We start from the raw sequence: 14,051 nt of genomic DNA on the forward strand, positions 1-14,051 counted from the left end.
CGACCTCACCACGCCGCAGGAGAGTGCCAGCGAGCGAGCGTAGACTCTCCCGGTGATTCTTCAGGGCCTAATTCCGGCGCTTTCGCGCGCCCAGACGTTCGATGCTGCCCTGAAATACGCGCGCAGAAGCGCCGATTTCTCTCTCGTCGACGGTCTCCGGGCCCCTCTCATCGCCGGACTGCTCGATGCACGTGAAGGTCCCCAGTCGCTCTTCGCGATCGTGGCAACCGGGCGCGACTCCGAGTCCCTCCGATCGGCTCTCCCGAGTGTCATGCCGGATGCCGAGATCATCGAGTTCCCCGCGTGGGAGACCCTCCCTCACGAACGACTCAGCCCCAGCGCGGAGACGGTCGGCAAGCGCATCCACGCTCTTCGCCGCCTCCAGGCCTGGCAAGCGCAGGTCGACGCTTGCGGACAGGCGCGCGACATCATCGTCGTCGCGAGCGTGCGCGCGGCCCTTCAGCCCCTCTCCGACAACCTCACAAGTCTCGAACCGCTGCGCCTCGTCGCCGGTGGCCGTGGCTACAACCTTGCAGCGCTGTCCTCCCAGCTCGTCGACCTGGCCTATTCGCGGGTCGACATGGTCACCCGCCGCGGAGAGTTCGCCGTGCGCGGCGGCATCCTCGACGTCTTCGCCCCCGACGCCGAGCACCCGGTGCGCGCGGAGTTCTTCGGCGACGAGATCGAGCACATCCGCCCGTTCTCGGTTGCCGACCAGCGATCGCTGTCCGAGCAGCTCGCCGATGCGGAACTGCCCGCGAGCCGCGAGATGCTTCTCGGCCCCGAGGTGCGTCAGCGGGCGCGCGAGATGCAGCACGAGTTCCCGAGCCTCGCGCAGATGCTCGCCAAGATCGCCGAGGGCATCCCTGTCGACGGCATGGAGTCGCTCGCGCCAGCCCTCGTCGACCGGCTCGTGCCGATCACGCACTACCTTCCCGCGAGCACCTCGATCGCCGTGCTCGCCCCCGAGCGCGTAGCCTCCCGCGCCCTGAGCCTCGTCGAGACCAACCGTGAATTCCTCAGTGCCGCGTGGAATGCGGCCACGGCGGGTGCCGAGGCGCCCATCGACCTCGACGCGGGTGACTTCCTCACCCTCCCCGCGCTGAGAGATGCCTCCGGCGCGCGTCCTTGGTGGACCTTCAGCGGATTCAACACCGGCGCCGCCGAGCCCGTTGCACCGGTGGTCCGCAGTGCGGTCCGTGGTGGTGCGACCGCGGGTGGTGCGTCAGCAGGTGGTCCGACCGCGGGTCGCACGACGGCAGGGGGCGCGACACCCAGCGGTGCCACCGACGGCACGGCTGCCGCCCGCCCGTCGGCGGTCGACACCGCAGCATCCGCCGCCATCAGCGCCCTGGTCGAGGATGCCGGCGAGTACGTGCGCATTGCCGCGGACACCGTGCCGAGCTTCGCTGGCCGGGTCGACGGAGCGATCGACCACCTGGCCGCACGCCTGGCCGACGGCTGGACAGTGCTCGTCGTCGCCCAGGGCTCCGGACTTGTCGAGCGCGCCGCCGAAGCGCTCGGCGAACACGGCCTGGCCGGTCGGATCGTGGAGGACTTCCCCGTGGATGCCGAACCCGGGGTCGCCTATCTCGTGAAGGCATCCGTCGAGCACGGTTTCGAGCTGCCCGAGTCCAAACTCGCGGTCGTGAGTGAGAGCGAGTTCTACGGCCGCAGCGCCGGATTCGACTCCCGGCAGGTCAAGAAGCTCGCCAGCCGCCGCAAGAACGTCGTCGACCCGCTGCAGCTCAAGACCGGCGACATCGTCGTGCACAACACGCACGGCATCGGCCGGTTCCTCGAACTGGTGCAACGCGAGGTCTCCACCGGTGGCCGCAACCCGGTCAAGAACAGCCGCGAGTACCTCGCGATCGAGTACGCACCCTCAAAGCGCGGCTACCCCGGCGACAAGCTCTACGTGCCCACCGACCAGCTCGACCTGCTCACCCGCTACGTCGGGGGAGAGGCTCCCAGCCTCAGCAAGATGGGCGGCAGCGACTGGTCCGCGGCCAAGGGCAAGGCCCGCAAGGCCGTGCGCGACATCGCCGTCGAACTCGTCAAGCTCTACTCCGCGCGAATGGCGAGCAAGGGCCACGCGTTCCCGCCCGACACCCCCTGGCAGCGTGAGCTCGAGGAGGCGTTCCCGTTCGCCGAGACACCCGACCAGCTGACAACGATCGACGAGGTGAAGGCCGACATGGAGCGGCCGATTCCGATGGACCGCCTCATCTCGGGCGACGTCGGCTACGGCAAGACCGAGATCGCGATCCGCGCGGCGTTCAAGGCGGTGCAAGACGGCAAACAGGTCATCATGCTCGTCCCGACGACGCTGCTGGTGCGCCAGCACATGGAGACGTTCGCCGAGCGATTCGCCGGATTCCCGGTTCATTTGCGCGCGCTCAGCCGGTTCCAGACCGAGAAGGAGTCGAAGGAGGCCATCGACGGGCTCGCCGACGGCACCGTGGACATCGTCATCGGCACCCACCGCCTCCTGTCGAAGGGGATCGTGATCAAAGACCTCGGCCTCGTGATCATCGACGAGGAGCAGCGGTTCGGCGTCGAGCACAAGGATGCCCTCAAGAAGCTGAAGACCAACGTCGACATCCTCGCGATGAGCGCCACGCCGATCCCGCGAACCCTCGAGATGGCGGTGACCGGCATCCGGGAGATGTCCACCCTCGCGACCCCGCCGGAAGACCGGCATCCGATCCTCACCTTTGTCGGCCCCTACAGCGAGAAGCAGGTGAGCGCCGCGATCCGTCGTGAGCTGCTGCGCGAGGGACAGGTGTTCTTCGTGCACAACCGCGTGTCGAGTATCAACCGGATCGCCTCGCAACTGGCCGAGCTCGTGCCGGAGGCGCGAATCGCCGTGGCCCACGGGCAGCTGCCGGAGCACATGCTCGAGCAGGTCATGGTCGACTTCTGGGAGCGCAAGTTCGACATCCTCGTGTCGACGACGATCATCGAGACCGGCCTCGACATCGCCAACGCCAACACCCTCATCATCGACCGGGCAGACAAGTACGGGCTCAGCCAGCTTCACCAGCTGCGCGGGCGCGTCGGCCGTGGGCGTGAGCGCGCCTACGCCTACTTCCTCTACGACGCCGAGAAGCCTCTCGGTGAGGTCGCACACGACCGCCTGTCGACGATCGCCGCGAACAACGACCTCGGCGCCGGCATGCAGATCGCTCTCAAGGATCTCGAGATTCGCGGCGCCGGAAACCTCCTCGGCGGGGAACAGTCGGGACATATCGCCGGCGTCGGATTCGACCTCTACCTGCGGATGATCGGCGAAGCAGTGAGCGCCTTTCGCGGCGACGTCGCCGAGGGCCAGACCGAGCTGCGGCTCGAACTGCCCGTCGACGCGCACGTGCCTGAGGAATACGTCGAGAGCGAGCGGCTGCGCCTTGAGGCGTACCAGAAGCTCTCGGCCGCGAGTGGACTCACCTCGGCCGATGGTGCGATCGACCAGGTGCTCGACGAGCTCACCGACCGCTACGGCGAGCCGCCGCAGCAGGTGCACAACCTGATCGCCGTCTCGCGCCTGCGCCGCATGGCGCAGAAAGCGGGCCTGAGCGAGGTGGTCACGATGGGTGGAAACCTGCGCGTCGCGAGCGCCGAGCTCGCCGATTCGATCCAGATTCGCCTGCAGCGCCTTTACCCGGGCGCGCGCTATTTCGCGCAGACGAAGTCGGTCTCGGTTCCACTGCCCCGGATCGACGGGCAGGGCCCCGACGACGCGACCCTGATTGCGTGGACGAGCGGCCTGCTTGTGGCGATTTTCGGGGCCGAGCTCACCTCGGTGGCAGCGACAGATCGGGAGAGCTCGGCGGGGCAGGAGAAATCCGCCTGACCGGCTTCTTGTGCACCTTGTACACGACGACCGGGATGAGCACGAGCGAACGTAGGTCGATCAGGGCATGCACCGCCATCGCGGCGAGGATGCTGCCGGTCGCGAGGTAGACGAACATCAGAACGCCTCCGATAATCGTCGACCCGATCACCCCGGCGACGCCCTGGTAGACGTGTAGCACCCCGAACAGCGCGAGGCTTCCGAGGATCGCCGCCACAGCGCTGCCGGTGACGCCGTAGATGAGTGCGGGCAGCGCGAGGCGGAACAGCAGCTCCTCAACCACCCCCGCGTTGATCGAGAGGAGCACGCCGTAACGGAGCTCCCTGCGGTTGCGTGGCAGCAGCGCTTGGATGTCGCCCACGGCGGGCACCTCGTCGAGGTGCCGGGCGGCATAGATCGTGAGCACCATCCCGCCGACGAGGACCACGAGGATGCCCGTGACCACGGCGATCGCAAGCGAGGACTGCGCGAAAGCGGAGCGGGCCGCCGCGACCCAGCCGATGCTGTTGAGGTCGGCGAGCAGCAGCGGCACCTGGTTCCAGGCGAGCAGCAGCACGAGGACTCCCGCTCCGCCAAAAGTACGGAAAGAGTCGACGAGCCACTTGCGGTACATCCGCTGCCTCCTCCGCGTGCCGCGGAAGCGCTTGAACTGCTGGTAGTCGCGGCGGTCCTTGCGCAGCGCCCTGATGATGAGCAGCGCGATGAGCAGGGCGAGGGCGATACCGAGCAGGATCGGGGTGCTCGGCGCCGACGGTGGGAGCACGCCTCAGTCTCCCGTCTCGACAGCATCCATGTATCCATAGTGTCAGGCCGCGCCGTGTGCACCGGACGTGTAACAGAAAGGTAACGGACTGCAATATGGTGAGCTAACCGCACTGCTGCGGGCCACCCGAAAAGACCCGAACAGAACGGATTGTCAATGGAGACAATGCGCCCGCGATTTCGCGCACCCCGCGCGATCCTCGACGATCCCCGAACGGGACGGATGCTGCCGGCGGCGAGCGTCGCGCTCGTGCTGGCGCTCGTGCTCGTGATCATCCTCGACCCGGGGAGGTCGGCCGTGCAGGCGTCGAGCGTGTTCGGCGGGCTGCGCGCCGCGGGGGAGCCCGCATTCATCGCCGGCCACCGCGGCGATCGCGCCGGTGCGCCGGAGAACACGCTCCCGGCGCTGCAGGCGGCGCTCGACAGCTCGATGGACTTCGTCGAGACCGACCTCCAGCTCTCCGCCGACGGCGTGCCGGTGCTCATTCACGACCTGACGGTCGACCGCACCACCGACGGCTCCGGGTCGGTCGCCGACCTCACGCTCGCGCAGCTTCAGGCGCTCGACGCCGGAACCTGGTACTCGACCGACTTCGCCGACGCGCGCATCCCGACTTTCGCCTCATTCCTCGAGATCCTTGACGAGTCCGACAAGAAGGCGCTGCTCGAGCTCAAGGGCTTCTGGACCGCAGACGAGGTGCGCCTCGTGACCGACCTCGTGCACGACTACTGGGTACAGGATCGTGTCACCTTCGCGAGCGTCGACTTCACGACACTTGACAACATCGGCGAGGTCGGCCCCACCTTTGGGCGCGCAATCATCCGCCGCGACCTGCCGAAGGACCCGGTCGGGCTCGCGACCCACTTCGGCGCGATCGCGATCATCACGACCCCGAGGTCGCTCGAGGAGAATCCGGATGCCGTGGAGGAGATGCACCGCGCCGGCCTGGGCCTCATCGTCTACACGCTCAACACCGAACGACGCTGGTCGGATGCCGTGGCGCTGGGGATCGACGGCATCGTGACGGATCGCCCGAGCCTGCTCGACGAGTGGCTCGCCGCGACCGCTCCGGAGACGTAGGAGCGACGGGCCGACCAGGCCGTCGAGGACCGCGGTGCTGGCTGGCCGGTGCTGGCTGGCCGGTGCTGGCGGACCGGTGCGGTGCGTCGGGTGAGCCGGCACGGCGTGTCAGGCGAGCTGGCGCCGGATGAAGTCGCTCACGTCGCCGAGCTCTGCGGCGGAGACACCGTGGCCGAGATCCTCGTAGATCCGCTCGGTGAGGGTTGAGTGCGACGGCAGCCAGCGCTGGGTGTGCGCGACGAGTTCGGCGGGGATGACCTGGTCGGCGGTGCCGCGTCCCCAGAACACGGGCGGACTCGCCGCGGCGAGGTCAGCGTCGCCCTCGCCCTCGTCGCTCGCGAACCCGGCCAGCATCACGGCGTAGGCGAAGCGGGTCGGCGCGTGACGCAGCAGCTGCAGTGCCATCGCGCCTCCCTGTGAGAAGCCGAGCAGTCCCACCGACGTCGACGTTGTCGTGTCGAGCCACGCGAGGAGGGCACGCGCGGTGTCGTCGGCGGTGCCCGCGACAGGCGCCTCCTCGGGCGAGAACGGGAACCAGGCGTAGCCCGAGCCCGCGCGCAGCGGCGCTCGCACCGAGGCGATGACCGGCTGAAGCGTCAGCTGGGGCGAGAGTCCGAACAGGTCTCCCTCGTGGGAGCCGTAGCCGTGCAGCAGCACGAGAAGTGGGCGCCCGGCTCGCTCACGCTCCGGAGCGGACCAGAGCACGGCATCCGGATCGATTCTCATTGCCTGCATTGCCCGCCTCCGTGTGTTCGCCCACCTGCCGCACAACGTTATCAATGGGGTCGGCCGGGCCCAGCACGCTGGTGGGAGGATGAGGGCATGACCGGCGCCCCTCATCCGAAACTCGATGAACTCATCTCTGTGCTGGCGCGACTGCGCGCGCCGGGCGGTTGCGCCTGGGACCTCGAGCAAACCCACGAGTCGCTCGTGCGGCACCTGATCGAGGAGTCGTACGAACTCGTCGACGCGATCGAATCGGGCAGCCGCGACGAGCTCATCGAGGAACTCGGCGATGTGCTCTACCAGGTGATCTTCCACGCAGACATCGCTGCGCACCGCACCGAGGGCAGATTCGACATCGATGATGTCGCGGCGCGCATGACGGAGAAGATGGTCGGGCGGCATCCGCACGTCTTCGGGAACACGACGGCGGAGACCGCCGCCGACGTCTCCGCGGTGTGGGACGACCTCAAGGCGGTCGAGAAGCCCGGCCGCACGAGCGTGCTCGACGGCATCCCGCAGGCGATGCCGTCGCTGCTCCTCGCCGAGAAGCTGCTCGGACGGGCCCAGCGCGTCGGAATCGAGCCAGCCCGGCACGATTTCGCTCCGGCGAGCGAGGAGGAACTGGGAGAGACGCTGCTCGCTCTTGTGGCGTCGGCCGCGGCGAACGGCCTCGACGCCGAGCGTGCACTGCGCGGCGCACTTCGGGGGCTTCAGGCCCACATTCGGGTCGCGGAGACCACCGGGAAAGACTAGGGGACGCCCTCCCGAAGGGGGTGGGGGAGGGCGTCCGGGCAGTCAGATCTCGAGATCCATCAACGAGGGGGCTGTGCTGCCAAGGTCGGCACGATTACCCGAAAGCGCCGACCCAGCAAAAGGCAACCCGAATGCCTTTCGGTTGACAGGGTATACGCAGAACCGTCGATTGCCTAACGCATGCAGCACGTGTTGATGCGGCGTGTCGCGACCGACCGGGTCGTCAGGCGGAGGTGGCCTCGAGGCTCCGCAGAGCGCGCGTCAGACGTGCCTCTGCATCGTCGGCGACCTCGGCGACGGCGGGGTTGCCGGTGAGCTGCACCATCGTCTGGGGGGCGATCGCCTGAATGACGGTCGCGTCGGCATCCGGTCCCCGTCGAACCACGACGTTGCACGGGAGCAGCAGGCCCAGGTCGGGTTCGGCCCGCAGCGCGCGGCTGGCGAGGCCCGGATTGCAGGCTCCGAGAATGACGAGGTCGCCGAGCTCGTCGCCATCGTCCTGGCCGAGCTTGGCTGTGAAGGTGGCACGCACGTCGATCTCTGAGAGGATGCCGAAGCCCTGCTCCGCGAGCGCCTCTTTGGTGCGGCGGAGGGCCTCGTCCCAGGCGAGTGGAACGGTGATGGTGATGGCGTAGGTCATGGGTGTGTCCTTTCGTTGACGTGCCCGTGCGGTGGTGGTCTGTGCGGTGGTGGTCTGGCGGACTACCGGGCCTCGATGATTCCCATCATTCCGAGGTCCTCGTGGTCGAGGATGTGGCAGTGGTAGACGGTGGTTCCGGTGAAGTCCTCGAATGGGACTCGCACCCGGACCCGCGACCTCGCCGGCAGGTTGACGACATCCCGCCAGATCGGCCGGTCGATCGAGGTGCCGGGATACTCCACGACCTGCATCGGCCACACGTGCAGGTGGAACGGATGATCCATCGGACTGGTGTTCACGAGGGTCCACTCCTCGACCGCGCCGAGGTCGACGCTCGTGTCCACCCGGTCGGCTGCGAACTCGCGGCCGTCGATCGTGAAGGCCATCCCGCTCGCCCCCATGCCGCCCATGCCCATCGCGAGGGTGATCTCACGGCGGCCGGTGACGGCCTCGTCGCGCAGGTCGCGCGGGGCGCTCTGGCGTGGAACGGGCGGCGGCACGTCGACAGCGTCGCCGGAGACCTCGAAGACCGCGAGATCGGCGCCGGTGGTGGTCGGGCCGCCCATCATGCCGGGCATCGACCCGCGCTCGACCGGATTGGTGCGCAGCGTCGAGGAGCCGGATGCCGCGTCGACGAGCAGGTCCGCCCGGTTGCCGGGCGCGAGCCGCACCTCCTCGACCGATTCAGGCTCGGCGTCCCGGCCGGAGTCCATGCCGAGCAGCTGCAGGCCCTGGCCGTCGAGCCGCAGTGACAGATACCGCGACGTGCACGCATTGACGACGCGCCACCGCTCCCGCTCGCCTGGCCGCGCGGACAACGTGGGCGCCAGCTGGCCGTTGACGAGCACGAGCTCGCCCTCGCGGCCCATCATCCGGTCCCTCGTGGATGCCGGTGCGACGCGCCCCGCCCCGTCGAGGGAGAGGTCGGAGATGACGAGCACTCGCTCGCGGGTCACGGCGATGGGCTCGGGGTCCTCGACGATGATGGCGCCGTAGAGGCCCGCCGCCACCTGGTCGGCGGTGTTGCCGTGGTGGTGCGGGTGGTACCAGTAGACCCCCGGCGCGTGGTCGGCGGGCAGGTCGTACGCGTAGTCGACCGTGTCGCCCGGGTCGATCGCCAGCAGCACATTGTCGCCGTTGCCGCGGGGGGTGACGTGCAGACCGTGCACGTGCAGGTTCGTTATGGCGTCCAGGCCGTTCTCGAGCTCCACCTCGAGCCGGTCGCCGGGCCGGAGCACGAGGGTCGGTCCCGGGAGGGAGCCGTTGTAGGTGAGCACGGTGGCCTCGCGTCCGCCGATCCGCACGGCTGCCTCGGCGGACGACAGTCGCACGCGCAGAAGGCCGGCATCGCTGCGCACCATCTCGGGTTGGAGCAGGTCGTCGGCGCCACTCAAGGTGCCGGTTCCGCCGGGCAGCTGGGACCCAGTGCTTCCCCAGAGCAGTCCGGCGCCGCCGACGAGCGCGGTGAGTCCGCCGACCCCGCCGACGATCAGGATCGTGCGTCGGCTGACCGGCGGCATCACGGACCCTCGCTGAGGGCGTCCCGTCGGTCTCGGTATTCCTTGGCGTCGATCTCGCCTCGGGCGTAGCGGTCGTCGAGGATCTGCCTCGCCCTGCTCGGCCCGGGGTTGTAGGGCTGGCCAGCGCGGTCTGAGCCGTTCTGCCCGGTGCCGCTGCCGCGGTTGCCGCGCGCGATGGCCCAGACGACTGCCCCGATCACGAGGATGAGTCCGAGAAAGACCATGATTCCGAACAGCCACATGCCGCCCGTTCCGTATCCGTTTCCCCACATCATTCTGTGCCTCCTTGCGTTACGTTTCGTTGTGCCGTTCTGTTCGTTGTGCCGACTGTGAAGCCGTGACGAGTGCAGCTCCAACGATCCTCGGTTAGGCGAGCGAGAGGAAGAGCTTTTCCAACTCGGCCTGGTCGAGGCTCGGGTCTTCCTGCGTCATGCAGTGCTGCAGCGCCGTCGCGATGATCGAGAAGCCAGCCCTGTCGAGTGCGCTCGAGACGGCGGCGAGCTGGGTCACGACGCTCTTGCAGTCCTTGCCCTCCTCGATCATGCGCGTCACGGCGGCGAGCTGGCCCTGCGCGCGGCGAAGTCGATTGATCACAGGCTTCATGTCGGTCGGATCGAGGTCCATCTGTGCCTCCTGTTGGGTAACTAGACTCCAATCCTATACCCTGCCGGGTATCTTGCATACCCTGGGGGGTATGTGTAACATGGCGCCATGACCATGATCCTGAAGCAGTATTACCTCGGGTGCCTCTCCCACGGCTCCTACCTCATCGCTGACGAATCCACGGGCCAGGCAGTCGTCGTGGATCCCCGCCGCGACATCAAGGAATATCTTGATGACGCCGCGGCATCCGGACTTCGCATCGTCGGGGTTATCAACACTCATTTCCACGCCGACTTCGTCGCCGGGCACCTCGAGCTCGCCTCCGCGACCGGCGCGTGGATCGGCTACGGCGCGGCTGCCGAGACGGACTACGAGATCCGCCACCTCGCCCACGGCGAGCGCATCTCGCTCGGTGACGTCGAGCTCGAGATCCTCGAGACCCCCGGCCACACCTGGGAGTCCATCTCGGTCCTCGTGCGCGAGCACGCCGGCGACGAGCTGCCCCACGCGGTGCTCACCGGCGACGCCCTGTTCATCGGCGACGTCGGCCGGCCCGACCTCGCGGCATCCGTCGGCGCCTCGCCGATCGAGCTCGCCCACGCGCTCTACCACTCCATCCACGACACCCTGATGGTGCTCCCAGATTCCGTTCGCCTGCTTCCCGCGCACGGCGCCGGCTCCGCGTGCGGTAAGAACCTCTCCGAGGAGCTCGAGTCGACTATCGGCGCCCAGCGATTCATGAACCCCTCGGTCGCCCCCATGGACGAGGACGCCTTCGTCGCCATGATCACGAGCGGCCAGCCTGCGATCCCGCAGTACTTCGCCACCGACGCGCTGCTCAACAGGCGGGCGCACGCCCTCATGGGCCGCACCACGATCGCATCACCGCTCACGGTGGACGCCGTGCGCGACCTCATCACCGCGGGCGTCAAGATTGTCGACGCGAGGACCCCGGACCAGTTCGCGTCGGGCCACCTCGTCGGCTCGTTCAACGTCGGCATCGACGGACGCTTCGCCGAGACCGCCGGAATGGTGCTCGCGGAGGGCGACGACGTGCTGATCGTCGCGAATCCGGGCAGTGAGGACGAGGTCGCGCTGCGCCTCGGCCGCATCGGCTACGACCGTGCCGTCGGCTTCCTGCCGGAGCCCGAGCGCGCTTTCGAGCAACTCTCGTCACTAGTGCGCACCGCGAATCGGATCGACGCTTCCGAGCTCGACGAGGTCGCGGAGCGGACCGGCGCGATCGTTCTCGACGTGCGCAACCCGGGAGAGCGCGAAGCGGGATTCATTCCCGGCTCCGAGTTCATCCCGCTCGCCGAGCTGCCGCAGCGACTCGGCGAGCTGCCCTCCGGGCGCCCTATCATCGTGCACTGCGCGAGCGGTTGGCGTTCGAGCGTCGCGGCGAGCGTGCTTCGTGCCGCCCGCCGGGACGAGGTCACCGACGTCGTCGGCGGCTACAACGAGTGGGCGGCCCTGCACGTGCCCGTTTCCGCATAACCTTCCGCATAACCAACGGAGTCGCCGATGAGAGAAATAACCTGCACAGAGGTGCTGAACGCCGACGAGGCGGCCCAGGTGATCGATGTGCGCGAGGCGAATGAGCTGCACACCGGCATGGTGGCCACGGCCGCGCACCTGCCGATGAGCGAGATCAGCGCTCGGCTCGCTGAACTCGACCCGAGCCGTCGTGTGATCGCGGTGTGCCGCAGCGGTGCACGCAGCGCCCGGGTCGCCGAGGCGCTGACCGCTGCCGGGTTCGACTGCGACACGATGGGTGGCGGCATGATCGAGTGGTCCGCCCAGGGCCTCCCGGTCAGCTTGCCCTGATGCCGCTGCTGATTGCCGTACCGCTCGGCCTGCTCGTCGGGGCCATCCTCGGCCTCGTCGGCGCCGGCGGCTCGATCATCGCGGTGCCCGCCCTCGTCTACGGCACCGGACTGAGCCCCCGGGAGGCGATCCCGGCCTCGCTCATCATCGTGGGGCTCTCCTCGATCGTCGCCGTGCTGCCGCGGCTCCGCCGGGGTGTCGACTGGACCGCCGCGGCCACCGTCGGAGCCGCCGGCATCCCCGCGGCCTGGCTCGGCGCCGCTGTCGGTCGCTTGATCGACCCGGACGCGCTCCTGCTCGCCTTCGCCGTGCTCATGGTCGCTGCCGGCGTGCGGATGCTCGTCGCCGGACGCCGCCCCAGCGTGCCGCGCACGCCGGGGCGCCTCGGCATCCGCATCGTCAAGGGCGTCGCCGTCGGCCTCGGGGTCGGCTTTCTCACCGGACTGCTCGGCATCGGCGGCGGATTCATCATCATTCCCGCGCTGACGCTGCTGCTTGGCCTCGGGATGGCAACCGCGGTCGGCACCTCGCTCGTCATCATCATTGTCAATGCGCTCGCGGGCCTCTCCGCGCATGCGGGCTCGCTGGCCGGCAGCGAGAATTGGCCCGTGGTGGCTGTGTTCGCCGCGGCCGCGATTGCCGCCTCATTCGTGGCTGCCCGATTCGCCGGGCGGCTGCCGGACAACCTGGTGAAGACGGTCTTTGCGGTGCTCGTGTTGCTCGTGGCCGCGTTCACCGGGGTCTCGAGCGCGTACGCGCTGCTCGCCGGGTAGCTGCTGGCGCGGCACACGGCGCGGCGGTGCGAGAGAATCGACGCATGGCTTCTCCCGTCAATCCTCCGCGCGGAATGCGCGACTTCCTCCCCGCAGATAAAGCCCACCGTGAGCGCGTGCTCGGCATCATCCGCGGCGTCTACGCGGAGCACGGCTTCGACGAGATCGAGACGCCGGTCATGGAGGACAGCTCGAGGCTGCACGCCGGCCTCGGCGGCGACAACGAGAAGCTCGCCTTCGGCGTGCTCAAGCGTGGGCTCACGTCGGAGGACTTCGCCGCCGCGACCGACGCGCTCGATCTCGCCGACCTCGGGCTGCGGTTCGACCTCACGGTGCCGCTCGCCCGGTTCTACGCGAGCCACCGCTCCGAGCTGCCCTCGGTGTTCCGCGCGATCCAGATCGCGCCGGTCTGGCGGGCCGAGCGCCCGCAGAAGGGCCGCTACCGCCAGTTCGTGCAGTGCGACATCGACATCATCGGGGAGGCCGGGCCGCTCGCCGAGGTCGAGCTGATCACCGCCACGGCGGCGACACTGCGCGCGCTCGGACTCGACGGCTGCAGCATCCGCATCAACGACCGCCGCATCCTCACGGGCATGCTCGCCTCTCTCGGCTTCGCCGCCGCCGACCACGACGCGGTCGTCATCACGATCGACAAGCTCGACAAGATCGGGCACGCCGGCGTCGTCGCCGAACTGCGCGACCGAGGCTTCGGCGCCGAGGCCATCGACGCCCTGCACGACTTCTTCGCCAGACCCGCGCTGAGCGAGCCGCTGCCGTTCGGTCACGCGGCGATCGCGCACGCGCTCCCCGTGGGGGTGGATGCTGAGCTCGTCGCCGAGCTCGCCGCGCTCGGTGATGCCGTGCTGGCCGCGGGTCCCGGCGTGGCCCTCGAGTTCGACCCGTTCCTCGTGCGCGGCATGGGGTACTACACCGGCACGATTTTCGAGATCGCGCACCCGGACTTCGCCTCCTCCCTGGGCGGCGGCGGACGCTACGACGGCATGATCGGACGCTTCCTCGGGGTGGACGTGCCCGCTGCGGGCTTCTCGATCGGCTTCGAGCGCATCGTCGACCTCGTGCGGCTACCGACCGGCGATCCCGGCGACGCGGTTGCCCTGCTGCACGACGTGGATGTTCCCCCGGCCACGCTCGTCGCGCTCAAGACCGCGCTCATCGCGCAGGGCCGCCGGGTGCGGCTCGAGCGCAAGCCGCGCAACCTCAAGCCGCTGTTCGCGCAGCTGGCGGCATCCGGATTCACGAGCTTCGCTACTGTCGGAACATCAACCGCGAACATCGACGAGCTGTCCTTCCGCCCGCTGGCCTGACCGCCCTTTCGTCGTCAGGAGTGGGCGACTTTCGTTATTCAGGAGTGGATGGGCTGGCGGTGGCCGATTCGTGCGTGACGGGAGTGCCGGCGCAGGAATCTACCGCGATCGAGCGGATGCCCGCTGGATACCTGCGTGATCGCCGGCAGCTCCTGAATACTGCCACCACAACTCCTGAATTATGAAGT

General features: G+C 68.6%; 13 protein-coding genes. 7 read left to right on the forward strand and 6 right to left on the reverse strand.

Annotated elements, in window-relative coordinates:
• Window positions 1-52: 52 nt before the first annotated feature.
• Window positions 53-3,853 carry a transcription-repair coupling factor gene (gene mfd, locus BHD05_RS06385; protein ID WP_161885689.1) on the forward strand — a complete coding sequence of 1,267 codons (3,801 nt, stop codon included), beginning with the start codon at window positions 53-55 and terminating at the stop codon, window positions 3,851-3,853.
• Here mfd and BHD05_RS06390 read toward each other — a convergent pair.
• Complete coding sequence (locus tag BHD05_RS06390) at window positions 3,795-4,616, reverse strand: CPBP family intramembrane glutamic endopeptidase (RefSeq protein WP_161885690.1); 822 nt, start codon at window positions 4,614-4,616, stop codon at window positions 3,795-3,797. The two genes, mfd and BHD05_RS06390, sit on opposite strands and share 59 nt — an antisense overlap.
• Window positions 4,617-4,772: 156 nt before the next feature.
• Here BHD05_RS06390 and BHD05_RS06395 point away from each other — a divergent pair, with 156 nt between their 5' ends.
• On the forward strand, window positions 4,773-5,696 hold the full coding sequence (locus BHD05_RS06395) for a glycerophosphodiester phosphodiesterase (protein WP_202614305.1): 924 nt from the start codon (window positions 4,773-4,775) through the stop codon (window positions 5,694-5,696).
• Between the two features lie 108 nt (window positions 5,697-5,804).
• Here the strand turns inward: BHD05_RS06395 and BHD05_RS06400 are convergent, their stop codons facing one another.
• Window positions 5,805-6,431 (reverse strand): alpha/beta hydrolase, encoded by a 627-nt coding sequence (locus BHD05_RS06400; RefSeq protein ID WP_161885691.1) that lies wholly within the window; start codon window positions 6,429-6,431, stop codon window positions 5,805-5,807.
• A gap of 87 nt (window positions 6,432-6,518) precedes the next feature.
• On the opposite strand from BHD05_RS06400, the gene BHD05_RS06405 reads away from it, so the two are divergent.
• Window positions 6,519-7,175: a nucleoside triphosphate pyrophosphohydrolase gene (locus BHD05_RS06405; protein WP_161885692.1), complete on the forward strand. Its 657-nt coding sequence runs from the start codon at window positions 6,519-6,521 to the stop codon at window positions 7,173-7,175.
• 223 nt (window positions 7,176-7,398) lie between these two features.
• Here BHD05_RS06405 and BHD05_RS06410 read toward each other — a convergent pair whose 3' ends face one another.
• The 4 genes from BHD05_RS06410 to BHD05_RS06425 form a co-directional block, all read right to left on the reverse strand.
• On the reverse strand, window positions 7,399-7,815 hold the full coding sequence (locus tag BHD05_RS06410) for a DUF302 domain-containing protein (RefSeq protein WP_161885693.1): 417 nt from the start codon (window positions 7,813-7,815) through the stop codon (window positions 7,399-7,401).
• Between the two features lie 62 nt (window positions 7,816-7,877).
• On the reverse strand, window positions 7,878-9,335 hold the full coding sequence (locus BHD05_RS06415) for a multicopper oxidase family protein (RefSeq protein WP_161885694.1): 1,458 nt from the start codon (window positions 9,333-9,335) through the stop codon (window positions 7,878-7,880).
• Window positions 9,335-9,610 (reverse strand): SHOCT domain-containing protein, encoded by a 276-nt coding sequence (locus BHD05_RS06420; protein ID WP_161885695.1) that lies wholly within the window; start codon window positions 9,608-9,610, stop codon window positions 9,335-9,337. The genes BHD05_RS06415 and BHD05_RS06420 overlap by 1 nt, the downstream gene beginning before the upstream one ends.
• A 91-nt stretch (window positions 9,611-9,701) precedes the next feature.
• Window positions 9,702-9,959 carry a metal-sensitive transcriptional regulator gene (locus BHD05_RS06425; protein ID WP_161885696.1) on the reverse strand — a complete coding sequence of 86 codons (258 nt, stop codon included), beginning with the start codon at window positions 9,957-9,959 and terminating at the stop codon, window positions 9,702-9,704.
• A gap of 87 nt (window positions 9,960-10,046) precedes the next feature.
• Here BHD05_RS06425 and BHD05_RS06430 point away from each other — a divergent pair, with 87 nt between their 5' ends.
• The 4 genes from BHD05_RS06430 to hisS are packed head-to-tail and all read left to right on the forward strand — an operon-like array spanning window position 10,047 to window position 13,863.
• The gene (locus tag BHD05_RS06430; RefSeq protein WP_236966681.1) at window positions 10,047-11,435 is read left to right on the forward strand and encodes an MBL fold metallo-hydrolase; all 1,389 of its coding nucleotides are present in this window, start codon (window positions 10,047-10,049) and stop codon (window positions 11,433-11,435) included.
• Window positions 11,436-11,462: 27 nt separating this feature from the next.
• Entirely contained in the window at window positions 11,463-11,765 is a 303-nt protein-coding gene (locus BHD05_RS06435; protein ID WP_161885697.1) for a rhodanese-like domain-containing protein, read from the forward strand.
• Window positions 11,765-12,538 carry a sulfite exporter TauE/SafE family protein gene (locus BHD05_RS06440; RefSeq protein ID WP_335920179.1) on the forward strand — a complete coding sequence of 258 codons (774 nt, stop codon included), beginning with the start codon at window positions 11,765-11,767 and terminating at the stop codon, window positions 12,536-12,538. The genes BHD05_RS06435 and BHD05_RS06440 overlap by 1 nt, the downstream gene beginning before the upstream one ends.
• A 44-nt stretch (window positions 12,539-12,582) precedes the next feature.
• Window positions 12,583-13,863: a histidine--tRNA ligase gene (gene hisS, locus BHD05_RS06445; protein WP_161885698.1), complete on the forward strand. Its 1,281-nt coding sequence runs from the start codon at window positions 12,583-12,585 to the stop codon at window positions 13,861-13,863.
• Window positions 13,864-14,051: the final 188 nt, after the last annotated feature.

The organism is Marisediminicola antarctica, assembly GCF_009930795.1.
Taxonomy (GTDB): domain Bacteria; phylum Actinomycetota; class Actinomycetes; order Actinomycetales; family Microbacteriaceae; genus Marisediminicola; species Marisediminicola antarctica.